This is a genomic window from Paraburkholderia sp. BR14320 (assembly GCF_040948665.1).
GTDB lineage: Bacteria > Pseudomonadota > Gammaproteobacteria > Burkholderiales > Burkholderiaceae > Paraburkholderia > Paraburkholderia youngii.
Genome location: NZ_JBFPKG010000006.1, coordinates 35,402 through 62,052, shown reverse-complemented (window position 1 = coordinate 62,052; position 26,651 = coordinate 35,402). Strand labels below are relative to the sequence as shown.

The window sequence follows — 26,651 nt, the reverse complement described above, 5'->3', positions numbered from 1 at the left end:
GAGGCCTAGCGCGCCGCGCTCAACCGTCTTGCGTCCGCGATGCCGACCGCGGCCCGCAAGTCGTCCGGATGAACCATTAGTTCCCGAACCTCGCGCAGCGTCGCGTACTGGTCGAGCACCGTCCGCCATCGCGGCGATTCGAGCAACTGATGCCACACCGGTTCGAGATCCGCGCAGTCGGCGTCGCGTCCGTCCGCCAGCGCGCCCGCGAAATCGAGGCTGGCCTGGGCCGACAGCAGTTGCATCCGGCTCGCGGGACTCAGCACGCGCGGCGCCGCTTCGACGGGAACGTCACAGCAATAGAGCACGGTACTGCGAAGACCGGTTGCGTCGCCCGTCAGCGCGGCAAGCGACGCGCCGCTCAAATGCACCGTCCCCTGCTGCGTGCGAAACGAGTAGACGGTGTGCGGTTCCGCGTGCGCCAGCAGCGTCAGTCCGCGCACGAGCCGCGGCAGATCGGTGGTGGCCGCGTCGACCGATGCCTTCGCTTCGACGAGCAGGCATACGTCCCACGCCGCGGCGTCGGCCGGGGGCTGGGCCTGGCGCAGCAGCACCACATCCCATTCGGTTTTGGCGCGCTCGTGGCTCGCGGGTATCGCGGCCGGCACGCGCATCGAGTTCACGACACGGTAGGTGGCGACCGCTCCCTGGGCGTCATTGAGGCGCTGCGCGAGCGCGTCGAGTGCATCGGCGGCCAACGCTTCGACCGCGGCGCCGCGCTGCTTCGAATTCAAGCCTCGCGCGACCGCGGTCGAGCTTCCCGGGCGCGGCCCCTGGCGATCCCACAGCGTCTGGTAGTGGCGCACGCGCTCGTCGGACGTCAGCGCGTCAAGGCGCCGTAAGCGCTGCAACGCAGCACTCTGCAGCAATTGCGCGAGGCCGCGTTGCAGCGCCGCGTCGTGCGCGATTTGCGGCGTATCGATGCAAGTTTGCACGGCGTCGGCCAGTTCGGGCCACGCTTCGGCGGCCGCGAGCGCGTGCAGACGCGCCAGCGCGTCGCGTTGCGGACCGGGGAGCAGCCGCTGCTGTTTGGCCGGATGTGCGATCGCATTGACGGCCGCGTAGATCAGCCGGCGATCGACGCTCGCGTGCGCGGCCAGCGACGCGTACTCGCGCACCACCGCGCTGCGATGCCGTAGCAGCATCGCCTGGAACACCGGGTCGCCGGCGTCCTCGCGCAGCGCCTCGCGGATCATGCGCGCCAGCGCCTCGACGAAGAAGCGCTGGTTCGCCGCATCCGGCGCTTCGCCGCGCGCGCTCGCCTCGCGAGCCTGCTCGATCGCGAGCGCGAGCACGGTGGCGGGACTCGCTTGCGGCGTCGGCGCGCAGACGGCCGCGAGCGCCGGCAGGCGATAGCGGCGCACGACGGCGTCGAGCATCTCGTCGAGCAACGAAGGCGATGGCGTCACGGACATAGCGATATGTCGATAAGTTGGCGAAATAACTTTACATGAAGGTTCGGCGCGGCGCGCGGGCCGCTCGCGGCTGGCGCGCGTCGTGCTGCATCAGCGCTCGACGCAGCCACTTTATCGTCGCGGCAGCGCGAGGCGAGCGTTCGCGCGCTGCCGCAAGCCGAGGACAGCATGTCAGCACCGCAACCGAAAACCGCAGCGCGACCCGCTCGCTGGCGCCACACGTTCAACGTCGCGAGCGACGCCGCAGGCCGTTTCCTGTCGGACCGATGCGCGATGCTCGGCGCGAGCATCGCGTTCTATTCGGCGTTCTCGCTGGCGCCCACGCTGCTGCTCGTGCTCGCGGTCATCGGCTGGATCTTCGGCCGCGATGCCGCGCAGGGACGGCTTTTCGAGCAGGCGCGGCAGTTGGTGGGCAACGACGCGGCGCACGCGATGCAGGATATCGTCGCCCATGCGCACTATGCGGGCGGCAGCGGCGTCGCCGCGGCGTTTTCGATCGCGCTGCTGCTGGTCGGCGCGTCGGCCACGTTCTCATCGTTGAATACCGCGCTCGACATCGTCTTTGCCGCCCACCCGCGCAAGGGCATCGCCGGGCTGGCGCTGCTGGTGCGCGCGCGGCTCGTGTCGATCGGTCTGCTGATCGGGCTCAGCTTTCTGCTGGTCGTGTCGCTCGTCGTCGACGCGGCGATTCAGACCCTCGGCGGTGCGCTGTTCGGCAATTCGGCGCTGGGCATCGTTGCCGATGTGCTGCAATCGTTACTCGGTTTCGTCATTCTGGCCGTCGGGCTCGGCGCGCTGATCAAGTGGCTGCCCGACGCGGCGGTGCCGTTGCGGCCCGCGCTCGTGGGCGGCACCGTCGCGAGCCTGCTGTTCACGGCCGGCCGGCATCTGTTCAGCTTCTACCTCGTGCATGCGGGCACGGCAGGCGTGTTCGGCGCGGCCGGCTCGCTCGCGGTGCTGATGATGTGGTTGTACTTCTGCGCGGCGGTGTTTCTGTTCGGCGCGGAAGTCGCCGCGTCGTTGTGCCGGGTTGCAGCCTCTCGCGCTCATCCCGGGCTTCGGCAAGCAGGAGACCGTTCCGCGCACAAAACGCCATTGCCATAAACTCGATAAAAAACGGCGCCCGGAAAATCCCGATAGATATTACAAAAACGCGCCCGGATAAACCGACAATTACATTTACCCGACATTAAACATGCATGACGAATTCAGCACGAAAATTGCTGTGCGCATTAACACGGAGAAAAACGGCTTCAACCACGCAAACGCTTAATGCCCGGCGTACACTCGCCGGCAAGCGCTTGCCATGAGGCGCAAGGGCTGCGTTTCCGGCCGCGATCAAACGCGGATTTGCGAATACTCAGGAGGACAATCAATGAGCTGGACTCGGGAACAGAGAAACGTCACGATCGCCGCCTATCTAGGCTGGACGCTCGACGCATTCGATTTCTTTCTGATGGTGTTCGTATTGAAAGATATCGCGCAGGAATTCAATACGGACATTCCGTCGGTCGCGGTCGCGATCATGCTGACCCTGATGATGCGCCCGCTCGGCGCATTGATTTTCGGCTGGCTTGCCGACAAATACGGCCGCCGTCCGACGCTGATGATCAACATCGGGTGCTTCTCGTTGCTCGAACTGCTGTCCGGTCTGTCGCCCAACCTGATGACGCTGCTCGTGCTGCGCGCGCTGTTCGGTATCGCGATGGGCGGCGAATGGGGTGTCGGCGGCGCGCTGACCATGGAAACCGTGCCGCCGAAATCGCGCGGCATCGTCTCGGGTCTGCTGCAGGCCGGTTATCCGAGCGGCTATCTGCTCGCGTCGATCGTGTTCGGCGTGTTCTTTCAATACATCGGCTGGCGCGGCATGTTCTTCGTCGGCGTGCTGCCGGCGCTGCTCGTGCTGTACATTCGCGCGCACGTGCCGGAGTCGCCCGCGTTCCAGACGCTCGAAAAGAAGGTGCGTCCGGGCCTCGTCGCGACGCTCAAGCAGAACATCGGCCTGTCGATCTACGCGATCGTCCTGATGACCGCGTTCAACTTCTTCTCGCACGGCTCGCAGGATCTGTATCCGACTTTCCTGCGCGTCCAGCTCAAGTTCGATCCGCACACGGTGTCGTGGATCACGATCGTCCTGAACATCGGCGCGATCTGCGGGGGCCTGTTCTTCGGCTGGGCATCGGAGAAGATCGGCCGCAAGCGCGCGATCTTCATCGCCGCGCTGATCGCGCTGCCGGTGCTGCCGGTGTGGGCGTTCTCCACCACGCCGTTTCTGCTTGCGCTCGGCGCGTTCCTGATGCAGATCTCGGTGCAAGGCGCGTGGGGCGTGATTCCGGTGCACCTGAACGAAATCTCGCCCGATGAAATCCGCGCGACCTTCCCCGGGCTCGTGTACCAGCTGGGCAATCTGATCGCCTCCGTCAACGGTCCGATGCAATCGAAGATCGCCGAGATGCACGACAACAACTACGCGCTCGTGATGGCGGTCGTAATCGGCATCGTCGCGATCGTGATCTGCGCGCTGATTCCGTTCAGCCGCGAGCGCCGCGGCATCGACATGACGCAGTCCGCGCGTGAGATCGTCGGCGCGGGATCGGCGGGCGGCGCGGTACGAGGACAGCGCATTTAACCGCTTCGGGCGTTCGCATCAACGCCAGGCGCGCATCAAGTCGCAACGCAAGACGAGGCCGTTCCGGTTCGCCCGGAACGGCCTTTTCATTTCCGGCGCGGCCGGTATCACGAGTCGCGCTTCGCAAGCACGACTTTCGTCAGCTCTTCTAGAGGAGTTAGTCGAGCCCGCTCCTTGCTCGCACCGTCCCTCCTTTTTTATCCTGCAAAAAACGATTGTTTCAAATACCGATTTGAATCGCGTGTTTGCGAGCCGGCAGCACCGGCAACTGGGAGACGCAGCATGGCAGTTCGCACCACGGGCCGGCATGTCGGCGATACGAAGTCACGCATTCTCGACGCCGCGGAGACGCTGTTCATCGAATGCGGTTATGAAGCGCTGTCGCTGCGCCAGATCACGTCGCGCGCCGATGTCAATCTCGCGGCGGTCAACTATCACTTCGGCCACAAGGAATCGCTGATTCATTCGATGCTGTCGCGCCGGCTCGATCCGCTGAACGAGGAGCGCGTGAAGCTCATCGACCGCTTCGACGCGATGCTCGGCGCGCGCCTGACCTGCGAGCACGTGCTCGGCGCGATGTTCATTCCGGCTCTGCGTCTGTCGCGCGATCCGCGTGTCGGCGGCAAAGCGTTTCTGCGCCTGCTCGGGCGTGCGTATACCGATCCGTCGTCGTTTGTCCGCGACTTTCTGAACGCGCATTACGAGTCGGTGGCGATGCGCTTCTTCGACGCGTTCCAGCGCGCGCTGCCGCATCTGCCGCGCGAGGAGCTCGGCTGGCGGCTGCACTTCGCGATCGGCGCGCTGTCGGGGGTGCTCGCCGGCACCGATACCGACAGCCTGATTGGCGAGTTCTCGCAAGGCAAGCCGATGAACGATCTGCAACTGATCGCGCGCCTCGCGTCGCTGATCGTCGCCGCGCTGAAGGCGCCGCTGCTCGACGGCACGCAACTGGCCGCATTCGCGGCGGTACTCGGCGATGCGACCGACGACGATGGCGCGGTCGGCACGTTCGCTAATGCGCATCGAGACACCAGCGGCGAAGCGGCTGCGTGCGCCGCGCCATGTGACGCGTAGCGCGGCGCACAGGTGGCCCGGCGATTGCATCACCAGAGAAAAGGCAACCCAAAAAATCAGCAGAGCGCGAGCGGTGCGCGCCCGTGGGCCGCATTCGCACGCAGCAACGACAGAGGAGGAAACATCATGCCGTGGTTCATCCTGGCGCTCGTCATCGCCGCCTTCGCTCTCGTCTACGTGCAGGCGCGCGCCTCGTGGCGGCTCGCGGCGCTGATGGTCTGGGTCGCGGCCGAGCACCTGAGCGGCGCGGCTGGCCCGCTGCTGACGGCCTTGCTCGCAATCGTGTTCGTGCTCCCCGCCCTCGTGCTGACGATCAAGCCGCTGCGCCGCGCATGGCTCGCGAAACCGCTGCTCGACACGTTCCGCAAGATCCTGCCGGAGATGTCGCCGACCGAGCGCGACGCGATCGAAGCCGGCACGGTGTGGTGGGACGCCGAGCTGTTCTCGGGCCGCCCGCACTGGGACACGCTGCTCGGCTACGGCCCGGCCGCGCTCAGCGCCGAAGAGCAGGCATTCCTCGACGTCGAATGCGAGCAGTTGTGCGACCTCGCGAACGACTGGGACACCACGATGGTCTGGCAGGACCTGTCGCCGCAAACGTGGCAGTTCATCAAGCAGCACGGCTTTCTCGGCATGATCATTCCGAAGCAGTACGGCGGCAAACAGTTCTCCGCGTACGCGCATTCGCAGGTGATCATGAAGCTCGCGACGCGCTGCACGGCCGCGGCCGTCTCGGTGATGGTGCCGAACTCGCTCGGCTCCGCCGAGCTGCTGATGCACTACGGCACCGACGCGCAGAAGAACTACTATCTGCCGCGTCTCGCGCGCGGCGAGGAAATCCCCTGCTTCGCGCTGACGAGCCCGTACGCCGGTTCCGACGCCGCCGCGATTCCCGATGTCGGCATCGTCTGCCAGGGCATGCACGAAGGCCGCGAGACGCTCGGCTTTCGCGTCACGTGGGACAAGCGCTACATCACGCTCGGGCCGATCGCGACGGTGCTCGGCCTCGCGTTCCGCGCGCTCGATCCCGACCATCTGCTCGGCGCGAACGACGAACCCGGCATCACCTGCGCGCTGATTCCGACCAACCACCCTGGCGTGAACATCGGCCGCCGTCACTGGCCGTTGAACGCGGTATTCCAGAACGGCCCGAACTCGGGCAAGGACGTGTTCATTCCGCTCGACTGGGTGATCGGCGGACGCGCGCAGGTCGGCAACGGCTGGCGCATGCTGATGGAGTGTCTGGCGGCGGGCCGCGCGATCTCGCTGCCGTCGTCGAACGTCGGGATGGCCAAGGTCGCGGTGCGCGGCACCGGCGCGTATGCCGCGATTCGCCGCCAGTTCCGCACCGCCGTCGGCAAGTTCGAGGGCGTGCAGGAAGCGCTCGGCCGCATGGGCGGCAACCTGTACGTGATGGACGCCGCGCGCCGCCTGTCCGCGCAGGCGGTCGATCTCGGCGAAAAGCCGTCGGTCATTTCGGCGATCGCCAAATATCACATCACCGAGCGCGCGCGCATGGTCATCAACGACGGCATGGACGTCGTCGCCGGCAAGGGCATTTGCATGGGGCCGTCGAATTTTCTGGCGCGCGCGTATCAGCAGATGCCGATCTCGATCACCGTCGAAGGCGCGAACATTCTGACGCGCTGCCTGATCATCTTCGGCCAGGGCGCGATCCGCTGCCACCCGTACGTGCTGAAGGAAATGACCGCGACGCGCGAGCCAGATCGCGCGAAGGCCTTGCGCGAATTCGACGCGGCCTTCTTCGGTCACGTGAATTTCACGCTGTCGACCGTGCTACGCAGCACCGTGTATGGGCTGACCGGCGGCGCGCTGATCGCGAAGCCGCGCCGCGCGTACGCGCCGCTCCATCCGTACTACCGCGCGGCGACGCGTCTGTCGACCGTGTTCGCGCTGCTCGCCGACGTGTCGATGCTGGTGCTCGGCGGCGATCTGAAGCGCCGTGAACGCATCTCGGCACGCCTCGGCGACGTGCTGTCGCAACTGTTCCTGATCTCGGCGACGCTGAAGCGTTTCGAGGACGAAGGCCGTCAGCAGGACGACCTGCCGCTCGTGCGCTGGGGCGTCGAGGATGCACTGTACAAGGCGCAGCACGCGCTCGACGGCGTGCTCGCGAACTATCCGAACCGGCTCGCCGCGACGCTCGTGCAGCTGCTCGCGTTCCCGTTCGGCCTGCCGCATCGCGAGCCGTCGGACCGGCTCGGCAGCGAGATCGCCGAACTGATGCAGACGCCCGGCGCCGCGCGCGAGCGGCTCGTCGCCGACTCGTACGTGCCGCGTCCCGACGTCGACGCGCTCGGCTATGGCGAGCTCGCGTTCGCGCTAAATCCACGGTTCACGCTAATCGAGCACAAGCTGCGCGACGCGGTCGAACAGGGCCTGCTCGAACCGCTGCCGCAAAGCCTGCCGCAGCTCGCCGCGTGGACCGATGCGGCGCAACGTCAGGGCCTCATCGACGCCGACGAGCGGCGGGTGCTCGACGACTACGCGCGCTACGGCGCGCAGGTCGTCAAGGTCGACGATTTCCCGGCCGACTTCGACCTGCTCGCGAGCTTGCAACAGCGCAAGCAGGCGCTCGAAAAGGCGCTGGATCTGGCGGCCTGACGCGCGCGCTCACGCAGAAAAAACTACCGATGCGGCGCGGCAACCCGTACCCGAGTCACGCAACTCAAGGCACACTGACACACGTCCGGCAGCCCTGAAAAATCGCTGGGGCTACCCGCGGCGCGTCCAGCGGAGCAACCGATAACATGAACGACTCCTACCTGAAGTTCGTCAACTCGCCGTTCGGCGGCCGCCTCGCGCGCTCCCTCGGCCTGCCGAAGCCCGAGGTGCTGCGGCGCTACCGGGCGGACCGGCCCGAATTCGACGGTCTGATCGCGATCGGCGCGGGCCGCGAGCCGCGCCTGTTCGACGCGCTCGCGAGTCTGATCGCCAGCATCGGCATGACGAGCGTCGCGCACGAAAGCGCCGGGCTGTGGGTGCCGCTCGCCAATCGACACGGCCTGATGACCGGCCGCTTCGAGCCGGCCGAAGCCGGTGCGCCCGGCAAGCTCGCCGCGCTGCTGTTCGACGCCAGTGGTATCGACGACAGCAGCCATCTCGAACCATTGCACGGCTTTTTCCACGACACGCTGCGCTCGCTCGGCAAGTGTGGGCGCATCGTCGTGCTGGGGCGGCCGCCCGAGGCCTGCGCGAGCCCGCGTCAGTGGACCGCGCAGCGCGCGCTCGAAGGGCTCGTGCGTTCGCTCGGCAAGGAAGCGCGGCGCGGCATCACCGCGAATCTCGTGTACGTCGCGGACGGCTCTGAAAGCGCCATCGACGCGACGCTGCGTTTCTTCCTGTCGCCGCGTTCGGCCTATGTGTCGGGTCAGGTGGTGCGGATCGCGGCCAGCCGCAACGAAGCGCTACCGCCCGGCGCGCCCGCGTTCGACTGGCGCCAGCCGCTCGCCGGGCGGCGTGCGCTCGTCACGGGCGCCGCGCGCGGCATCGGCGCCGCGATTGCGAGCGTGCTTGCGGCCGAGGGCGCGCATGTGATCGGCGTCGGTCATCCTCGAGATGGTCGTCAGCTGAACGGCAGCGCGCTCGCGTTCGACATCGCCGCGCCCGAAGCGCCCGCGCAGATCGCAGCGGCGCTCGATGAGCTCGGCGTCGACATCGTCGTGCACAACGCCGGCATCACGAAGGACAAGACCATCTCGAGGATGACCGACGCCGCGTGGCAAAGCGTGATCGACGTCAATCTGGGCGCGCAGGAGCGCATCGACGACGCGCTGCTCGCGGGCGGCATCCTGCGCGATGGCGGGCGCATCGTCGCGGTGTCGTCGATCAGCGGCATCGCGGGCAATGCCGGCCAGACCAACTATGCGACGTCGAAGGCCGGCGTGATCGGCCGGGTGCAAAGCATGGCGCCGCAACTGCGCGCGCGCGGCATCACGATCAACGCGGTCGCGCCCGGCTTCATCGAAACGCAGATGACCGCGAAAATGCCGCTCGCGCTCCGCGAGGCCGGCCGCCGCATGAACTCGATGAGCCAGGGCGGCCAGCCCGTCGACGTCGCGCAGACCATCGCGTGGCTCGCGCATCCGGGCTCGGCCGGCGTGACGGGCCAGGTCGTGCGCGTGTGCGGTCAAAGCCTGATCGGCGCCTGAACCGGAGCATGGCTATGGACGAACCACGCGATCCGTTCGGCAGCCGTCACCTCGCGCCCGCGCCGGGCGGCGACGGCGCGCGGCCGAAAACCGTCGTCATCGAAACGCTGCCCGCGCCGGCGAAACTTTACGGGCGCGCGCTGACGGGCATCGTCAAGCGAGGCCGCGAATCGCGGCTGCCGCCGTTGCGGCTCGTGCGCCCCGCCGTCGTGCTCGAGCCCGGCCCCGCGTGGCGCTATGCGCGCGTGTGCGGCTTCATTCCCGAGCACGGCGTGCCGCTCACTTACCCGCACCTGCTCGCGTTTCCGCTGCATCTGCTGATGCTGACCGACCCCGCGTTTCCGTGGCCCGCGCTCGGTCTCGTGCATCTGGCCAATCACGTGCGGCTGCGCCGGCCGCTCGCCTACAAGGATCTGTTGCGCATCGAGGTCGAATTTGGCGCGATGCTGCGCCACGACAAGGGCCAGGCATTCGTCGTGCATACGCGCATCTATCGACGCGGCGAGGCGGTGTGGGACGGCGACAGCATCTATCTGAAGCGCGCGGTGCCAGCGCTCGGTCATCCGCTCGAAGCGCTCGCGCTCGGCCCCGACGCGCTGCAACGGATCGCGCGCTGGCAGCTCGCGCCGCAACTGGGCCGCGACTATGCGAGCGTGTCCGGCGACTACAACCCGATCCACCTGAGCGCGCTGTCGGCGAAGGCGTTCGGCTTTCCGCGGGCGATCGCGCATGGCATGTGGACGCTCGCGCGCGCTGCTTCGTCGCTGCAGCCGCCGAAGCCGCTCGCCGAAGCGACGCTCGCCGCCGAGTTCAAGCTGCCGATGCTGCTGCCCGGCGAAGCGTCGCTGTGGAGCGCCTCGCCTTCGCTGATCGAGCGCGATCTCGAGGTGCGCGATATCGCCGGGGTCAAGCCGCATTTGCGCGCGCGCATGCAGTGGCGGCTGCTGTGAGCCGCGAGCGCGCCGTTCGTAGCGTTTGCATCGTTTGCATCGATTGCTTCGACCAATGATCCGGGCACGACCCAAAGGAGCCGAGCATGTCCCACCCGCAACCCGCCGTGCGCCGCGTCGCCGTCATCGGCGGCAACCGGATTCCGTTTGCGCGCTCGAACACCGCGTACGCGAGCGCATCGAATCAGGACATGCTGACCTTCACGCTGCAAGGGCTCGTCGATCGCTACGACCTGCACGGCGTGCGTCTCGGCGAAGTCGCGGCGGGCGCGGTGATCAAGCATTCGCGCGACTTCAACCTGACGCGCGAGTCGGTGCTGTCCACCACGCTCGCGAAGGAAACCCCCGCCTACGACGTGCAGCAGGCCTGCGGCACCGGCCTCGAAGCGGCGATCCTCGTCGCCAACAAGATCGCGCTCGGGCAGATCGACGCGGGCATCGCGGGCGGCGTCGACACCACCTCCGACGCGCCGATCGGCGTCAACGAGCGGATGCGCAAGATTCTGCTCGAAGCGAATCGCGGCAAGAGCACCGGGCAACGGGTTGCCGCGCTCAGCAGGCTGCGGCCCGGCATGTTCTTCAAGCCGCTGTTGCCGCGCAACGTCGAGCCGCGCACCGGGCTGTCGATGGGCGAGCATTGCGAACTGATGGCCAAGCGCTGGAACATTTCGCGCGAGGCGCAGGACGTGCTCGCCTACGAAAGCCATCGCAAGCTCGCCGATGCGTACGCGCGCGGCTTCGTCAACGATCTGATGACGCCGTACAAAGGCCTCGCGCGCGACAACAACCTGCGCGCCGACCTGTCGCTCGAAAAGCTGTCGAATCTGAAGCCGGTGTTCGACCGCGACGCCGGCACGCTGACCGCGGGCAACTCGACGCCGCTGACCGACGGCGCATCCGCGGTACTGCTCGCAAGCGAAGCATGGGCGGCCGAGCGCGGCTTGCCGGTGCTCGCGTATCTGAGCTGGTCGGAAACCGCGGCCGTCGACTTTTTCGACAGGCAGGAAGGCCTGCTGATGGCGCCCGCCTACGCCGTGCCGCGCATGCTCACGCGCGCCGGCCTCGCGTTGCAGGACTTCGATTTCTATGAGATTCACGAAGCGTTCGCGGCCCAGGTGTTGTGCACGCTCGCGGCATGGCAGGATGACGAATATTGCCGTACGCAGCTTGGCCTCGCCGGCGCGCTGGGGTCGATCGATCGCACGAAGCTCAACGTGAACGGCGGTTCGCTCGCGACCGGCCATCCGTTTGCGGCGACGGGCGGACGCATCGTCGCCGCGCTCGCGAAGATGCTCGCGCAACTCGACAAACCGGCTGGTGGCGCACGCGGGCTGATCTCGATCTGCGCGGCGGGCGGCCAGGGGGTCGTCGCGATTCTGGAGCGCTAGCGCGGCAGCGGATACCAACATATCAGGAGGCAACCGATGATCGAGCCCACCCAAGCGCCGCAGCAAGTGCCGGATGCAGGCAGCACTCAGGTGTCAAACCCGGCGCCAAACGCGGCGCCAAACCCCGCACCGAACACCGACGGCATCTGGTACGCGTCCTATCCGGACGACGTGCCGCGCGACATCGACGTCACGCAATACGAATCGATCGACCAGTTCTTCGACGAATGCACCGCGCAGTTCCGCGAGCGCGTCGCGTACGTCAGCGTCGGCGCGAGCCTGACGTACGGCGAGCTGGCCCGCAAGGCGAGCGCGTTCGCGGCCTACCTGCAAAGCATCGGCGTTGAGCCCGGCGAGCGCGTCGCGATCATGCTGCCGAACACGTTCCAGTATCCGGTCGCGCTGTTCGGCACGATCAAGGCGGGCGCCGTGGTCGTCAACGTGAATCCGCTCTATACGGTGCGCGAACTCGCGCACCAGCTAAAGGACAGCGGCGCGCAGACGATCGTCGTGTTCGAAAACTTCGCGAAGACGCTCGAAGACGCGTTGCCCGGCACCCAGGTGCGCAACGTGATCGTGACCGGCCTCGGCGATCTGCTCGCCGACGGCGTGAACCTGAAGGGCCACCTGCTCAATTTCATGCTGCGTCACGTGAAAAAGATGGTGCCCGCCTACCAGCTGCCGCAGGCGGTGCCGCTGCTGAAAGCGCTTTCGATCGGTTACGCGCGGCCGCACACGCCGGTGCGCGCGAGCCACGAAGACATCGCGTTCCTGCAGTACACGGGCGGCACGACAGGCGTCGCGAAAGGCGCGATGCTCACGCACCGGAACATCATCGCCAATCTGTTGCAGGCGAAGGCATGGGCCGCGGGGCAACTGTCCGGCGAAGGCGAAACGGTGCTCACACCGCTGCCGCTCTATCACATCTACTCGCTGACCGTGAACGCGCTGATTTTCATGGGGCTCGGCGGGCGCAACATCCTGATCGCGAATCCGCGCGACATGAAGCGGGTGATGATGATCCTGCGTCACGAAAAATTCACCGGCATGACCGCGGTCAACACGCTCTATAACGCGTTCCTCGACAACGAGGAATTCTGCCGGCGCGATTTCTCGGACCTGAAGCTCGCGATGGCGGGCGGCATGGCGACGCAGAAGAGCGTCGCGGAGCGCTTCAAGGCGGTGACGGGCAAGCCGATCGTCGAGGGCTACGGGCTGACCGAGTGCTCGCCGATCGTGTCGATGAATCCGGTCGATCTGACCAATCTGCGCGACTTCGAGGGCTCGGTCGGACTGCCCGCGCCGTCCACGCAGGTGCGCTTCAGGAAAGACGACGGCAGCTGGGCCAATATCGGCGAGGCGGGCGAGCTGTGCGTGAAGGGCCCGCAGGTGATGAAGGGCTACTGGAACCGCCCCGACGAAACCGCGAAGGTGATCGACGACGACGGCTGGCTCGCGACCGGCGACATCGGCGTGATGGACTCGCGCGGCTTTATCCGTCTGATCGATCGCAAGAAGGACATGATCCTCGTGTCGGGCTTCAACGTGTATCCGAACGAAATCGAGGATGTGATCGCCGCGCATCCGGACGTGCGCGAAGTGGCCGCGATCGGCGTGCCCGATCCCGCTCAGGGCGAGCGCGTGAAGGTGTTCATCGTGCGGCGCACGCCGACACTGACCGCCGAGCAGGTGATCGCGTACTGCCGCAAGAATCTGACCGGCTACAAGGTGCCGAAGCTCGTCGAGTTCCGCGACGAGTTGCCGCAAACCAATGTCGGCAAAATTCTGCGCCGTGCATTGCGCGACGAGGAACTCGCGAAACAGAAGTCTGCCTGACGGGAATAAGCATTGCTTCAATGCGTTATAGCTTTGTTGCCTTGCGTTATAGCTTTGTTGCCTTGCGTTATTGCCTTGCATGTTGCATGAGCGGCCGCGCCACTTTCTGGAGAAATTCATGAAGCACCGCATGTCCGCCCGCTCTCATCGCTTGCGACCCCGCTTGCGATTCCGCTCGCTGCCGGGTGCGCTGCTCGTCACGCTCGCCCTGCTATCGGGGCCGGCGGCGGTCGCGCAGAACGACGACCGGCCGCCCCCGCTCGACACCGCGAACGCCGTCAAGCCGCCCACCACGCCGCCCGCGCAGGTCGGCAAGCTGACGCTCGACCAGCAGGTCAAATGGCTGCGCGCCGCGCAGCAAAGCGGCACGCTCGAAAAACTCGACGACGCGCAACTGGTCGCGCTGTTCAAGTCGCTCGATCCGCTGACGCTGCCGCGCTATATCAAGGAAGGGCCGAACGGCTACCCGTCGTATGAGTTCACGATGTCGCGCTCCGAACGCATTCGCGGCATCTGGCCCGACAAGCCCGATCACATGCTCGTGCGCGTCGCGCACGACCCGCTGCGCATCTACGCGAAGTGGCTGCCCGACGGCGCGCACGCGGGCCAGGAAATCATCTACGACGAATCGAAGCGCAGCGACGAAACGCTCGGCCACCTCGGCGGCATCATGAATGTGATGCCGTTGTGGACGTCGCTGACCGGCGCGCTCGCACGCTCGCAATCGAATCACAGCGTGCGCGATCTCGGCACCGAGTACGTTGCCGATCAATACCTGAGTGAAGGGAAAAAATACAGCCAGACCGGCTTGCCGCGTTCGGTGCAGATCGAAGTGAAAACGATCGACGATGTGCGCGTCGTCGCGTTCACGTTCGAAACACCGGTCGGCCAGCCGCAGTTCTACGCGAAAAAGGAAACGCTCGGGCTCGATCTGCGGCATCCGTTCTTTCGCACCATCGAGTCTTACGACAACGACGGCAAGATCTTCGAGCAGATCGTGTTCGAGAGCATCACGCCGAAGACGTTCGACGATTCGACCTTCGATCCGAACAACAAAGACTATAAGTTCTAGCCGGGTTTTTGCCGGTTTTTAGCCGCGCCCGCTGCGCGGCGTCAGCGCGAAAGCCACGTGGACGGGTTGCGCATGCAGCCCCTCGCGCGCTTCGTGACGATGCTCGACGAAGCGTCCGGTGCGCAGCGCGAGGTGTTGCAGCACGAAGTAATCGGACGCGCGCGTGAAGCCGATCAGCGCGGGCATCGGGTGCGGGGTCCGGCCGTCGTCTAGCAGCGGCGCGAGGGTGGTGAACCACAGCGCGCCGGCATCGTCGCCGGTTTCGAAGGTCGGCAATCGCAGATGCGCGGCATAGCGCGCGAACGACGCGCCGCATTCGAGCGTCGAGTCGACGATCGCGAACGCGCGCGCATCGTCGGCACACGCGGCGGCTTGCGCGAGCCACGGCCATGCGCCGCCCGCGGCCGTCGCGAGCCATGCACCGGTCAGCATGAAAGTGCGTCGATCCATTGGCGTGTACGTTCCATTCACTCGTTGATCCCGCGCTTGCTCACGCGCTTGTTCACGCGCTTTTTCACGCGCTTTTTCATGTATAGCCTCGCCGGTCGCGCCACGCCGCGGGCCAGATGCCCTGCTTGCCCGGCGCGAGAATGCCGTTCGGGTCGAGCGCATCCTTCAGCGTTTCCGCGAAGCGCAGCGACGCACCGTCGTTGAAGCTGTATTGCGCGGCCGCGAAATCCATATACGCGAGATGCGCGCGATATTCGCCGTAGCCGGCCGCGCGCGCGTCGCTCATCAGCGAGCGCAGCAGCGCGCCGGCCTGCTCCACCTGGTTCGCGTCGTGCCGATCGAAGATCGCCGCGAAAATGTGATGCAGATGCCGCGCGCCCGCCGTGAAGCCGCCGTAGTAATCGAAGCCGTATTCGGCGGCGCGCGCTTTCACCATCGTGTACTGGCGCATCGCGTCGCGCCCGGTCGCCGGACAGATCGGCGCGAAGTCGACGTGCGCGCCCGCGCCGCCGCGCCAGTCGAGCATGCGAAACGCGGTCATCGCGGGGATGCCGGCCATGTTGCGGTCGCCGCCGCCGCTCGGCTGCGCATCGCCCGCATAACGCGCCGCCGCGAGCCGCGCATCGGGCACCCGCGCGAACGCGCGCTCGATCAGCGCGTAGCGCGCGTCGATCACCTCGGGCGTGCCGTATAGCGCGAAATGCAGGTTCCAGCGGCCGACGCCGAGTTTGTCGAGCATCGCCTGCACCGCGCTCTCGGGCATCGCGCCCGCGCCGTGGTACCACTGCCGGCGTGGCGACAGGCCCGCCGCGCGCCGCAAGCCGCCCTCGATCACCGCGTGATTGCGGATCGTGCCGTCGAGCCGCAACGGCCGCAGAATCTCGACGATCGCCTCCAGATCGGCCTCGCGGCGAAACTGGATTTCGCCCAGCAGATACGCGGGCGGTGCGGGCATCAGCCACACGCCGAGCTTGGTCACGATGCCGTAGTTCGACTGCATGAACAGCGCATCGAACGACGGCCCGTAGCCCGGCTGATACAGCTGCCACGCCGTGCCGATTTCGACGCCGCCCATGCCGGTGCGCAGCAGGTCGCCGTTGGCGAGCATCACCTCCATTCCGCATTGCGCGGCCGCGTGGTCGCCATAGTCGGTATAGCCGAAGCCGCGCTCGAGCGTATTGCCGACCACGCTGCCCCAGCCGGCGGCCGGTGGATCGACCCACAGCTTGTAGCCCTTGTCGCGCAGATGCGCGTACAGATCGAAATAGCTGACGCCGGGCTCGACGAGCGCATAGGCGAGCGTTTCATTGACTTCGAGGATGCGGTTCATGCGCTGCAAGTCGAGCACGACCGAGCCGGTCAGACGCGGCGCGGCGCCGCCGTACGCGAAGTTGCGCCCGGTCGACACGGTCCATAGCGGAATCCGGTACTGATTGGCGATGCGCAGCACCGCGCGGATTTCATCGACCGACGCGGGCAGCACCGCGGCGCTCGCGGCGAACGCACCCGGCTCGCCGGGCGCGAACGGATCGATATAGACGGCGAGGCCGGCGTCGGAACTCAGCACGTGCGCGTCACCGACGATCGCGCGCCAGCCGGCAAGCGCACGGTCGAACTGCGCGGCGGACAGGTTGGGCGGCAGCGTCGGGGGCAAGGCGTCTCCTTGTCGGTCGGGTAAGCCGAGGGTGCGGCCCGCTTGGAAGCAGCAATGCGTGCGTGGGCCGCCGACGGCCTTTACGACACGCTACCGCCCCCTACTGCTGCCACGCCTCAGGCTTACCACCGAGCTCGCTGCACACGTCGATCGCGATTTCGCGCAGCTTGCCTTCCGTGATCGCGCCGGACAGCGCGTAGCCCATGCGGTCGCTGACCCAGTAGAAGGTGCGGCGGTTGCCGTCGCGAAACAGGCGGAACACGGTTTCGTCGCGCGTGACACCGGTCACATACAGCGTCAGGCGCGCGCCGGCCTGGTTCTCGTACATGAACTGCGCGGCCGGCCCGGACTCGCCGGGCAGCAGCCGGCCGCCCACCAGCGAATAACCATACTCCTGCAGCGACGGCACCGACAGCGGCCGATTCAGCCGCTTCGACAGCCACGCGATCAGATGCTCCTCTTCGCTCGCCGCGACTTCGACCGGATGACGCCGCTCCGGCGAGTACACCGCGTACGCGACATCCGCGCGCTGCGCAAAACCGGCCGGCTGGCCGCCGAAGCCGCTCCACGCGCCGCCGCTCAGCCGCGGCGCGAGCGGACCGAGCACCAGCGCGAGCCCGGCGCCGGCCGCGAGCCAGCAGGCGGCGAGACCGGCGCGCTGCCACCACGGCCGCGCACGCCGCACGACGATGAAAGCCGGCTCCTGCTCCGCGGGCTGGCTGCCGGCGTAATGTCGCTCGCCCGGTTCAGCGGCTTGCTGCTCGTAGTCGGCTTCCTGCCCCGCTTGCGCGTGCCAAGCATCGCTGCCCGGCACGCCGCACAGCGCCCGCAGCGCCGCCTTCTGCGCGCGCCACGCCGCGACGCGCGCGGCGGCCTGCGGATGCTGGCGAAGCTGCGTTTCGACCGCGGCGCGCTGCTCATCCGTCAATTCGCCATCGACATAGGCCGACAGCGAGCGCAGATCGGGCTCGTCGGGCAATCCGGATTCGGGGTTATCGTTGTTCATTATCGGTTTCTCACCACTTTCAGCGGCGCTACTTTGTGCGCCGCCCGCGGCGCACGGGGCTGCGGTCCGTGCATTGGCCCCGGCGGCTCCTCGCACAGCAACGCGCGCATATGCTCGCGTGCCCGCGACAGCCGCGACATCACTGTACCGATCGGCACCCCCAATGCACTCGATGCCTCCTGGTACGACAACTCCTCCACGCACACCAGCAGCAGCACCTCACGCTGCTCGAGTGGCAGGCAGTACAGCGCGCGCTGCACGTCGCGCAGAACCAGACCGTCGACCTCGCCGTGCGGCGCCTCGAGATTGCGCCAGGGCGCGCTTTCCTCGTCGACGGCGATCTCGCGCCGCCCGCGCAGTTGGTCTATGTACAGATGCCGCAGGATCGTCAGCAACCACGCGCGCAGGTTGCTGTTCGGCCGGAATGCCGACCAGCGCGCAAGCGCGCGCTCCGCCGTATCCTGGACGAGATCGTCGGCCCAGGCGCGGTCGCCCGTCAGTGCGCGCGCATAGCGGCGCAACTGGGGCAGCCACGCGATCACTTCCGATTCGAAGCTCACCCGGTGTGCCAGGCGCGGTCGCGGCTCTAGTAGCCGCCGCTGCTGTTGCTGTTGCCGCTCGAACTCGACGCGGCGTTGTCGGTGTCGGCCGCGTGAGCAAGGGAGCCGCAGGCGAGCGCGAGCAGGACGAAGAGCGCTGACAGAATACGGGATGCTTTCATCATGTTGAATCTCCTCACGGATGCCCGGCGCGCGATCGACCGACAGGCGCGGCGGGCGGTGGGCGGCAGGCCGCCGAATGCGGTGCTGCCATACTGGGCTTAACGCTGCGACCGAGCGGTTTATTCCATCGCGGCCGTGGCGCCGTGTCGCTGCGCTGCTGTTGCGCTGCTTTCTCCGGGAGTTTTTGGTTTTTTCGGGGCATTTCGACGCCGCCGCGGGCGGTCGCGCAGCACACCCCTATGTTCTTCCTTTTCCGCCACGCTTGCCGGCAATGCCTGGAGAGACCGGAAGAAGACGCCATTGACCAGCAGATTCGTAACTCAACGTTACAGTCTCGCGGTATCGGATGCTTATGGGCTCACAAGCCGTTATAGTGGACGAAGTTCGCCCCGTCGACGCGTACTGCCCCGCCTGGAGTAGAAAGGGTAGAATCGCGGCGAACCACCGTCTATCTAACCTGAATTGTCCATGGCTTCCGCAGAATCGCATCCGCAAAACGACTTCATGAACGCCGCGCGCAAGGAACGAAAGCGCGTCGAGATCTATCTGGTCAACGGCATCCGCCTGACCGGATGCATCGAGTCGTTCGATCAGTACCTGGTGATGCTGCGCACGCCGGTTGGCCTGCAAGGCATCTACAAGCGCGCGATCTCCACGATCCAGCTCGACACCGGCACGCGGCCGGCGCCGCGCACGGGCCGAACGTCGCATGGCGAACATGGCGCGCGCGGCCCGCATGGGTCGCGCGAACATCGCGAGCCGCGCGAGGGGCGTGAATCGTATGGCGCGCCGGCCGCGGAACGCGCGCCGAGCGAGCGCAGCGGCAACCCCGAAGGCCCGGTGGTCGTCACGCGGCGGCGGCGTCTATTCGGCACCGGCGGCGAAGGCGGCAATCATGGCGGCAACCACGGCAGCGGCAACCCCAGCGGCAATCAGGAATAAATACGAAGGAGCGGTGACGGCCGCGCCTCGCTAATCCGCGCACGGACAGAGGCGCTGCAGAATTTTCTCCAGTTGGGTCAGCTGCCGCTCGGTCAGCTCGAATCTCCCCTTGACCGCCAGCACGCGGCGGCGCCAGTAGCCGAGTCGAACAGGTGCAGCGCCGGTTGCCGCGTCGCCCAATCCAGGTGTTCCAGTTCAGCTTCCACGACGTGGGCTGCGAGCACTCGTCGTGTACCCGCCGGCTTTTTCGCGTTCATGTGGTTCGCTGTGTGATGGATCGATGGAGGTGTCGCTTGCGGCTAAAGCGCGGCTCAGGTGCGGCTCAAGCGCGGCCGGGACACTCGGAGAACGAATCGATGCGGGCCGGTTTCAAACGACGCGCCTGCGCGATTCGGCCGACGTTCGTCGATAGCCGCAATGCGCTATGCTGAATCATTGATTCTCTACCGATGGAGCGCGCCATGACCAGCAAAAGCCAGCATGCCTCCCGGCCTGCGCGCACGCGCCGGACGCCGTCGACGTCCGCCGACACGCGGCTCGATGAAGCGCTGATGGAAAGCTTTCCCGCCAGCGATCCGATCGCCGTCGATGTGACGGAGCCGTTTCGCGAGCGGATGCGCAAGACTCAGGCGGATACGCGCAAGCGGCATTGAAATCGCGCCGTCTTGGGTCGCACCATGGCGCGGCAGCGAGCCATCGTGGCTCGCGAACAATGTCGAGTGGAAATGCCGAAAAGCCCGGCGGCGAGAGTGCGATGCGCGGGTTGGCGGGGTGCGGAAAGCACCAAGCGAACTTGACGACGGTAACGCCCGCGGACGGGCGGCACGGCGTATCGATTTGCGCGCCGTGCCGCCCGTCCACCGAGGCTCACATCGTCGTGCTCAACGCAGCGGCAAGCCGCTCTCGAGCTGACGCTGCAGGTTGCGGACCTGACGCTGCGCGACGCGCAACTGATCCTGCGCGGCGGCCTTCTGCTGCGCCAGTTCGGTCGCCTCGGCGCGCTTCTGCTCCTGCTGGCTCGCGACGATGCTCTGCTGCTGACGCGCGACGTCGAGGTCGGCCTGCAGCCGGCTCGCGCGTTCCTGCGACAACGCGACCAGGCGCTGCGTGAACGCCTTCTGCGCTTCGAGTTGCGTACGGCGGATCTCAACGTCCGACAACTGCATCGTCTGCCGCGCGAAATCCTTGTAGATCAGCTCGGCGCGCGAGGCGTCCTGCGTCTTGATCACGCGCCAGAAGTTTTTCTGTTGGAACAGCGCGACGTAGTAGGTCATCTCCTTCCCGTAGAACAGCAGGCTCGCGCCATAGCTGCCGTTATACGTGGTGCGCAGTTCGCTCAGATCCGAGCCATGGATCATCTGCTGCAATTCAGCCACATTCCCGGTGGCGGATTGCCGGCTTTCATCCGGCGTCAGTGCGGTGGTCTCTGCCTGGCCGCCCTGCGACGTGTCGGTCGGCGCGCTCGTGGAAACCGGCTGGGACACGATCGTACCGCTCGCATCACTGTTCTGCAGAGCCTGTGCATTCGCGCCCTGAAGGGCCCCCAATACGATGCATGCGGCCAGAGCAATCTTTCGTAGCTTTGACTTTCGGTCCATGTGACACCTGTTGAACAGATCTTGTTTTAGTAGAAAACGGGGAATTATTACTCAATTTTGCGAGTTCCGGGCTCTTCGTCGAAAATTTGGCACTTGCGCGTTTGCTCCGTTGGCGGCGCGCTATTACAGCCTCGATCTTTTCGTCTGGAAAGCGGTCGTTGATGCGCTGGTGGACAGCGCTTCAACGCGACGCTCTTCCCATAGCTGAATTGACACGCCTCCGAACGACGCGTGCTGATTAGAAGCTTCTCTATCAAACGGCGCATGCGCTTTCGCGTATTCTGCGCTGGCGATGCAAACGGCACGCCGCTAGCATGGGCCCGCATCGCGAAGACCGGTGCCGCGCATCCCACCACGATGCCCATAAAGCCGCGCGACCACGATCGCGCCGTCTCATATCAAGGAGGAAGGCAATGACTCAATTCACTTATCGTGCGCGCGCGCTCGCGCTGCGCACCGCCCGTCATGCCGCGCTCGCCGGCGCCCTGCTCGCCAGCGCCGTGACCGCGATGGCGCAGACCGAGACACCGATCGGCATGTGGCAAACCATCGACGATCATACGGGCCAACCGAAAGCGCTCGTGCAGATCACGCAAGACGGCAATGGCGAATTGAACGGCAAAGTCGTCAAGGGTCTCGGGGCGAACGACCAGCCGGATCGCCGCTGCAGCGCATGCACCGACGCGCGCAAGGACCAACCGATCCTCGGCATGACCATCATCAACAGCATGAAGAAGGATGGCGACGCGTGGGATCATGGCCAGATTCTCGATCCTGAAAACGGCAAGGTCTACAAGTGCAAGATGCATCTCGAAGACGGCGGCAACAAGCTCGTGGTGCGAGGCTATATTGGCGTTGCGCTGCTCGGCCGCTCGCAGACGTGGATCCGGCAGCAGTGAGGTTCGACGTGGAGCCTTTGTGTGGCCTCGCACGTTGCCTGAATGAGCGCATCATGCTGCAACGATGGCGCGCTCAGCACCAGCACGTACAGCATAAAAAAACGGCCGGCGATCCAGAATCGCGCGGCCGTTCTCATTGGGGCAAGTTGTTTGCGTGGGTCATGCTGCCTGCTTGAACGGTGCAGCGTAACCGGACGGCGTCGCCGACACTGCCGTGGCGGATACCTGGTCGTACACGGCGGGCGGAACACGGAACGCCGCGGCTGTGCGGCGGGCCCCGGCGCGCTTGTGCGGCGCGCTCGCGTGCATGCGCATACGCGCTTCCATCAATCTGCAGAGATCTTCGCTTGCGGTGCCGAGCAGTTGCTCCGTGACGTGTTTGAGCACGCCCGATTGGTACCCGGACTTGAAGCGGCGATGACAGGTTTGATACGACGGGTAGCGGCGCGGCATGGTCGACCAGGTGGCGCCGCTATACATGACCCAAAGCACGCCGTTGAGCACTGAGCGGGTATTGGCCAGGGGACGGCCACGCATTTCGGCACGCGGCCGGAGTTCAGGCAGCAGTGGCGCAACGCGCTGCCATTCTTCATCGGTGATTTCGCGGTACGAGTTCATGCTTCCTCCTTTGTCAGAACAACGACAAAAGATAGCTAGTCACCCGCGCGCGGAATATAAGACCACTCCGATTCCTAAGGACTGTCCTAGCCGAGGCTCAGGTTAGAGACGTATCGACGATCCGGCGAGGTGCATCGAGATACTCCTTCGACTGCATCTCGACGATGCGCGATACCGTCCGCGTGAATTCGTTGGCCATCGGACCGTCGACGTACAACTCCTCCGGCGGCACCGCGGCCGACATCAGCAGCTTGACCTTGTGGTCATAGAACACGTCGATGAGCCAGGTGAAGCGGCGCGCTTCCGACGCCATGCGCGCCGACATCTGCGGCACGTCCGACAGGATCACCGCGTGAAAGCGGGTCGCGAGTTCAAGGTAGTCGTTCTGCGAGCGCGGGCCGCCGCACAGCGTCGCGAAGTCGAACCAGACGACGCCATCCGCGCGGCGCAGCGCCTTCAGCTCGCGCTTCTCGATATGGAGCAGCGGACTTTCGTCAGGCACTGCGGCGAGGCGCGCGAAGGCGTCGCGCAGCGCCTTGCCGGCAGCGGCGTCCAGCGGCGTGTGATAGACCTCCACCTGGGCGAGCGTGCGCTGCCGGTAGTCGATCCCCGCGTCGACGTTGATCACGTCGAGCTTCTGCTTGATCAGCTCGATCGCGGGCAGCATGCGGTCGCGATGCAGGCCGTCCGGGTACAGCGTGTCGGGCGCGTAGTTGGACGTCATCACGAACTGCACGCCGTTCTCGAACAGCTTGTCGAGCAGACGATACAGAATCATCGCGTCGGCGATATCCGACACGTGGAATTCGTCGAAGCAGATCAGCCGATAGCGCTTCGCGATGCGGCGCGCGAGTTCGTCGAGCGGATCTGCCCGGCCCTTGAGTTCTTCGAGCTCGCGATGCACCTCGCGCATGAACTCATGGAAGTGCAGGCGGGTTTTGCGATGCAACGGCACGATCATGTAGAAGCTGTCCATCAGGAAGCTCTTGCCGCGGCCCACGCCGCCCCACATGTACACGCCGCGCGGCAGATCCGGGTGAATGATCAGCTTCTTGAACGCGTTCGAGCGGCGCGACTTGTATGCGGTCCACTCTTCATAGCACCGCTGCAGGCGGTCGACCGCCGCGCGCTGCGCCGGATCGGATTGATAACCCCGCGTCTGCAGTTCTTTTTCGTAGTATTCGGTGACGTTCATCGTGTTGCTGCAAAAAGAAAGGCGGGAGGGAGTGAACCCCGCCCGCCTTTGGTGATGCCAAGGTTGCGTTTCAGCTCAGGCGTGCGCGCTTACATGTTCAGCGCGCGCTTGTCGACGGCGAGTGCCGCTTCGCGCATGACTTCCGACAGCGACGGGTGCGGATGGCAAATCCGGCCGATGTCTTCCGACGCCGCCTTGAACTCCATCGCCACCACGGCTTCCGCGATCAGGTCCGATGCGTTCGCCGAGATGATGTGCACGCCGAGCAGTTCGTCGGTCTTCGCGTCGGCGATCATCTTGACGAAACCGTCCGCCTTGTTGATGCCGAGCGCGCGGCCGTTCGCCATGAACGGGAACTGGCCCGTCTTGATCTCGCGGCCTTCGGCCTTCAGCTGCTGCTCGGTCTTGCCGACCCATGCGATTTCCGGCTCGGTGTAGATCACCCACGGAACGCAGTTGTAGTCGATGTGCGGCTTCTGGCCGTCGATCACTTCCGCGACCATCACGCCTTCGTCTTCGGCCTTGTGCGCGAGCATCGGGCCACGCACCACGTCGCCGATCGCGTACACGTTCGGCACAGCCGTCGCGCAGTGGTCGTCGACGTCGATGAAGCCGCGCTCGTTGGCCTTCAGGCCGATCGATTCGAGGCCGAGGTTGTCGGTGTTCGGCACGCGGCCGACCGACACGATCAGGCGGTCGGCTTCGAGCGTCTGCGCGTTGCCGTCCTTGTCCGTGTAGGCGATCGTCACGCCGTTCGCGCCCGTCTTCACTTCGCCGACCTTCACGCCGACGTGAATGTCGAGACCCTGCTTCTTGAACTGCTTGGCTGCTTCCTTCGACAGCGCCTGGTCAGCCGCGCCGAGGAACTCCGGCAGCGCTTCGAGCACCGTCACGTCCGCGCCGAGACGGCGCCACACCGAGCCAAGCTCCAGACCGATCACGCCCGCGCCGATCACGGCGAGCTTCTTCGGTGCCGTGTCGAAGCTCAATGCGCCTTCGTTGTCGGCGATCAGCTTGTTGTCGACCGGGATGCCCGGCAGATGACGCGCCTTCGAACCCGTCGCGATGATCACGTTCTTCGCCGTGACGACTTCGGTTTCACCTTCGCCGCTCACTTCGATCTGCACGCCGGCGTCGGTCTTGCCGGTGAACTTGCCGTGGCCCTTGAGCCACGTGATCTTGTTCTTGCGGAACAGGAATTCGATGCCCTTGGTCATCTTCTCGACGATGCCGTCCTTGCGGGCCATCATCTTCGAGATATCGACCGACACGTCGCCCACCGAGATGCCGTGGTCGGCGAGGTGATGCGACGCGTTTTCAAACTCTTCCGACGACGCGAGCAGCGCCTTCGACGGAATGCAGCCGACGTTCAGGCAGGTGCCGCCAAGCTTCAGCGCGCCGGCCGGGTTCTTCCATTTTTCGATACATGCGACGGTCTTGCCGAGCTGCGCTGCGCGGATGGCGGCGATATAACCGCCAGGGCCTGCGCCGATCACGACGACGTCAAATTCTTTGGACATGACAATCCCTTTGATAGCGGAACGGCGCCGGACCACCCAAGGTGGCGCGCGCCGTTCCTGTACTGCGAAATGCTAGATACGTACTGACTAGATGACGCCGGCTTGCGGTTTCACAAGCCGGCGCGCTCCGGGCGGGCGCTTACAGGTCGAGCAGCAGGCGTGCCGGATCTTCCAGCGCGTCCTTCATCGCGACCAGCGACAGCACGGCTTCGCGGCCGTCGATGATGCGGTGATCGTACGACAGCGCGAGGTAGTTCATCGGGCGGATCACGATCTGGCCGTTTTCGACCACAGCGCGTTCCTTGGTGGCGTGCACGCCGAGAATCGCGGACTGCGGCGGGTTGATGATCGGGGTCGACAGCATCGAGCCGAACACGCCGCCGTTCGAGATCGAGAAGGTACCGCCGGTCATTTCTTCGATCGACAGCTTGCCGTCCTTCGCCTTCTGGCCGAATTCGGCGATCTTCTTCTCGATGTCGGCGAGGCTCAGCTGATCTGCGTTGCGCAGGATCGGCACCACCAGACCGCGCGGCGAACCGACCGCGATACCGATGTCGAAGTAGCCGTGATAGACGATGTCGTTACCGTCGATCGACGCGTTCACGAGCGGGAACTTCTTCAGCGCATGAACAGCCGCCTTCACGAAGAACGACATGAAGCCGAGCTTCACGCCGTGTTCCTTCTCGAACTTGTCCTTGTACTTGTTGCGCAGATCCATGACCGGCGCCATGTTCACTTCGTTGAACGTCGTGAGGATGGCGTTGGTTTGCTGCGACTCGAGCAGACGCTCGGCGATACGCGCACGCAGACGCGACATCGGCACGCGCTGTTCCGGACGGTCCTTCAGCCACTGGTCGGCCGATGCCGGAGCCTTGACGTCCGGCAGCGACGGCTTGGCAGCCTTCGGTGCGGCAGCCGGAGCCGGTGCAGCCTTGGCAGCCGGAGCGCCTGCGGTCAGCACGTCGCCCTTGGTGATGCGGCCGTCGCGGCCCGTGCCGGCGACGTCGCCAGCAGCCAGACCCTTCTCGGCCATCAGCTTGCCGGCAGCCGGCGAAGCAGCGGTGTTCGAGCCCGTTGCGGCAGCAGCCTGAGCCGCGGGCGCGGGAGCCGCTGCGGCGACCGGAGCCGGCTTCACTTCCGCTTCGACAGCGGCGGCGCCTGCGGTGCCTTCCGTGTCGATGTTCGCGATCACCTGGTCCGCCGTGACCGTGTCGCCGTCGTTCGAGATGACTTGCGCGAGCACGCCTGCTGCCGGAGCCGGCACTTCGAGCACGACCTTGTCGGTCTCGATTTCGATGAGGATTTCGTCCTGAGCGACAGCCTCGCCGGGCTTCTTCTTCCACTGCAGCATGGTCGCTTCCGAGACCGACTCGGAGAGCTGGGGAACCTTGACTTCAACAATAGCCATTATGAGTATCCTGAATACGTATCGGGTGACGGCGCATTTTCACGACCGCCTGCGAACCGCGCGCACTGCGCCTGAACCACATGGGAACGTTCGGCGCGGCGCG

23 protein-coding genes and 1 pseudogene are annotated in these 26,651 nt (G+C 65.8%); 12 read left to right on the top strand and 12 right to left on the bottom strand.

The window, feature by feature from the left end:
* Positions 1 to 5: 5 nt before the first annotated feature.
* Positions 6 to 1,415, bottom strand: a complete 1,410-nt coding sequence (locus AB3X89_RS08320; RefSeq protein ID WP_368582730.1) for a 3-deoxy-D-arabino-heptulosonate 7-phosphate synthase — start codon at positions 1,413 to 1,415, stop codon at positions 6 to 8.
* A 168-nt stretch (positions 1,416 to 1,583) separates the two neighbouring features.
* Between AB3X89_RS08320 and AB3X89_RS08315 the strand changes: the two genes are divergently transcribed.
* The 9 genes from AB3X89_RS08315 (at position 1,584) to AB3X89_RS08275 (ending at position 14,536) form a co-directional block, all read left to right on the top strand.
* Positions 1,584 to 2,519 carry a YihY/virulence factor BrkB family protein gene (locus tag AB3X89_RS08315; protein WP_368582729.1) on the top strand — a complete coding sequence of 312 codons (936 nt, stop codon included), beginning with the start codon at positions 1,584 to 1,586 and terminating at the stop codon, positions 2,517 to 2,519.
* Between the two features lie 271 nt (positions 2,520 to 2,790).
* Positions 2,791 to 4,044 carry an MFS transporter gene (locus AB3X89_RS08310; RefSeq protein WP_368582728.1) on the top strand — a complete coding sequence of 418 codons (1,254 nt, stop codon included), beginning with the start codon at positions 2,791 to 2,793 and terminating at the stop codon, positions 4,042 to 4,044.
* Positions 4,045 to 4,326: 282 nt separating this feature from the next.
* On the top strand, positions 4,327 to 5,118 hold the full coding sequence (locus AB3X89_RS08305; protein WP_368582727.1) for a TetR/AcrR family transcriptional regulator: 792 nt from the start codon (positions 4,327 to 4,329) through the stop codon (positions 5,116 to 5,118).
* A 126-nt stretch (positions 5,119 to 5,244) separates the two neighbouring features.
* The gene (locus AB3X89_RS08300; protein WP_368582726.1) at positions 5,245 to 7,743 is read left to right on the top strand and encodes an acyl-CoA dehydrogenase; all 2,499 of its coding nucleotides are present in this window, start codon (positions 5,245 to 5,247) and stop codon (positions 7,741 to 7,743) included.
* Between the two features lie 146 nt (positions 7,744 to 7,889).
* Positions 7,890 to 9,290 (top strand): 3-oxoacyl-ACP reductase, encoded by a 1,401-nt coding sequence (locus tag AB3X89_RS08295; protein WP_368582725.1) that lies wholly within the window; start codon positions 7,890 to 7,892, stop codon positions 9,288 to 9,290.
* A gap of 14 nt (positions 9,291 to 9,304) precedes the next feature.
* Positions 9,305 to 10,240: a MaoC family dehydratase gene (locus tag AB3X89_RS08290; RefSeq protein ID WP_368582724.1), complete on the top strand. Its 936-nt coding sequence runs from the start codon at positions 9,305 to 9,307 to the stop codon at positions 10,238 to 10,240.
* Positions 10,241 to 10,326: 86 nt separating this feature from the next.
* Complete coding sequence (locus AB3X89_RS08285; RefSeq protein WP_368582723.1) at positions 10,327 to 11,628, top strand: acetyl-CoA C-acetyltransferase; 1,302 nt, start codon at positions 10,327 to 10,329, stop codon at positions 11,626 to 11,628.
* 36 nt (positions 11,629 to 11,664) lie between these two features.
* Positions 11,665 to 13,464, top strand: a complete 1,800-nt coding sequence (locus AB3X89_RS08280; RefSeq protein WP_368582722.1) for an AMP-binding protein — start codon at positions 11,665 to 11,667, stop codon at positions 13,462 to 13,464.
* Between the two features lie 118 nt (positions 13,465 to 13,582).
* Entirely contained in the window at positions 13,583 to 14,536 is a 954-nt protein-coding gene (locus AB3X89_RS08275; RefSeq protein ID WP_368582721.1) for a DUF1571 domain-containing protein, read from the top strand.
* An 18-nt stretch (positions 14,537 to 14,554) separates the two neighbouring features.
* Here AB3X89_RS08275 and AB3X89_RS08270 read toward each other — a convergent pair whose 3' ends face one another.
* The 5 genes from AB3X89_RS08270 to AB3X89_RS08250 all read right to left on the bottom strand — a co-directional run bounded on the left by AB3X89_RS08270 (position 14,555) and on the right by AB3X89_RS08250 (position 18,370).
* Complete coding sequence (locus AB3X89_RS08270) at positions 14,555 to 14,986, bottom strand: hypothetical protein (protein ID WP_368582720.1); 432 nt, start codon at positions 14,984 to 14,986, stop codon at positions 14,555 to 14,557.
* A 76-nt stretch (positions 14,987 to 15,062) separates the two neighbouring features.
* Positions 15,063 to 16,640, bottom strand: coding sequence for an FAD-binding protein (locus tag AB3X89_RS08265; protein WP_368582719.1), 1,578 nt, complete (start codon positions 16,638 to 16,640; stop codon positions 15,063 to 15,065).
* Positions 16,641 to 16,740: 100 nt separating this feature from the next.
* Positions 16,741 to 17,646 (bottom strand): anti-sigma factor, encoded by a 906-nt coding sequence (locus tag AB3X89_RS08260; RefSeq protein ID WP_368582718.1) that lies wholly within the window; start codon positions 17,644 to 17,646, stop codon positions 16,741 to 16,743.
* The gene (locus tag AB3X89_RS08255; RefSeq protein WP_368582717.1) at positions 17,646 to 18,206 is read right to left on the bottom strand and encodes a sigma-70 family RNA polymerase sigma factor; all 561 of its coding nucleotides are present in this window, start codon (positions 18,204 to 18,206) and stop codon (positions 17,646 to 17,648) included. Before AB3X89_RS08255 ends, AB3X89_RS08260 begins: the two co-directional genes overlap by 1 nt.
* 26 nt (positions 18,207 to 18,232) lie before the next feature.
* A complete protein-coding gene (locus tag AB3X89_RS08250) occupies positions 18,233 to 18,370 on the bottom strand; it encodes a hypothetical protein (protein ID WP_176108899.1) in 138 nt (45 codons plus the stop codon).
* Positions 18,371 to 18,836: 466 nt separating this feature from the next.
* Between AB3X89_RS08250 and hfq the strand changes: the two genes are divergently transcribed.
* The gene (gene hfq, locus AB3X89_RS08245) at positions 18,837 to 19,310 is read left to right on the top strand and encodes an RNA chaperone Hfq (RefSeq protein WP_368582716.1); all 474 of its coding nucleotides are present in this window, start codon (positions 18,837 to 18,839) and stop codon (positions 19,308 to 19,310) included.
* Between the two features lie 30 nt (positions 19,311 to 19,340).
* Here hfq and AB3X89_RS08240 read toward each other — a convergent pair.
* Positions 19,341 to 19,567: pseudogene (locus tag AB3X89_RS08240) on the bottom strand (hypothetical protein).
* Between the two features lie 204 nt (positions 19,568 to 19,771).
* Here AB3X89_RS08240 and AB3X89_RS08235 point away from each other — a divergent pair.
* On the top strand, positions 19,772 to 19,963 hold the full coding sequence (locus AB3X89_RS08235; protein WP_368582715.1) for a hypothetical protein: 192 nt from the start codon (positions 19,772 to 19,774) through the stop codon (positions 19,961 to 19,963).
* A 228-nt stretch (positions 19,964 to 20,191) separates the two neighbouring features.
* Here AB3X89_RS08235 and AB3X89_RS08230 read toward each other — a convergent pair whose 3' ends face one another.
* On the bottom strand, positions 20,192 to 20,908 hold the full coding sequence (locus AB3X89_RS08230) for a DUF2968 domain-containing protein (protein ID WP_368582714.1): 717 nt from the start codon (positions 20,906 to 20,908) through the stop codon (positions 20,192 to 20,194).
* Between the two features lie 413 nt (positions 20,909 to 21,321).
* Here AB3X89_RS08230 and AB3X89_RS08225 point away from each other — a divergent pair, with 413 nt between their 5' ends.
* Positions 21,322 to 21,807 carry a DUF2147 domain-containing protein gene (locus AB3X89_RS08225; protein WP_368582713.1) on the top strand — a complete coding sequence of 162 codons (486 nt, stop codon included), beginning with the start codon at positions 21,322 to 21,324 and terminating at the stop codon, positions 21,805 to 21,807.
* Between the two features lie 159 nt (positions 21,808 to 21,966).
* Here AB3X89_RS08225 and AB3X89_RS08220 read toward each other — a convergent pair whose 3' ends face one another.
* The 4 genes from AB3X89_RS08220 to odhB form a co-directional block, all read right to left on the bottom strand.
* A complete protein-coding gene (locus AB3X89_RS08220; RefSeq protein WP_368582712.1) occupies positions 21,967 to 22,425 on the bottom strand; it encodes a transposase in 459 nt (152 codons plus the stop codon).
* Positions 22,426 to 22,522: 97 nt separating this feature from the next.
* Positions 22,523 to 23,620 carry a cell division protein ZapE gene (gene zapE / locus AB3X89_RS08215; protein ID WP_368582711.1) on the bottom strand — a complete coding sequence of 366 codons (1,098 nt, stop codon included), beginning with the start codon at positions 23,618 to 23,620 and terminating at the stop codon, positions 22,523 to 22,525.
* 89 nt (positions 23,621 to 23,709) lie between these two features.
* Positions 23,710 to 25,140, bottom strand: coding sequence for a dihydrolipoyl dehydrogenase (gene lpdA, locus AB3X89_RS08210; protein WP_368582710.1), 1,431 nt, complete (start codon positions 25,138 to 25,140; stop codon positions 23,710 to 23,712).
* A 139-nt stretch (positions 25,141 to 25,279) separates the two neighbouring features.
* Positions 25,280 to 26,548: a 2-oxoglutarate dehydrogenase complex dihydrolipoyllysine-residue succinyltransferase gene (odhB, locus tag AB3X89_RS08205; protein WP_368582709.1), complete on the bottom strand. Its 1,269-nt coding sequence runs from the start codon at positions 26,546 to 26,548 to the stop codon at positions 25,280 to 25,282.
* Positions 26,549 to 26,651 lie beyond the last annotated feature (103 nt).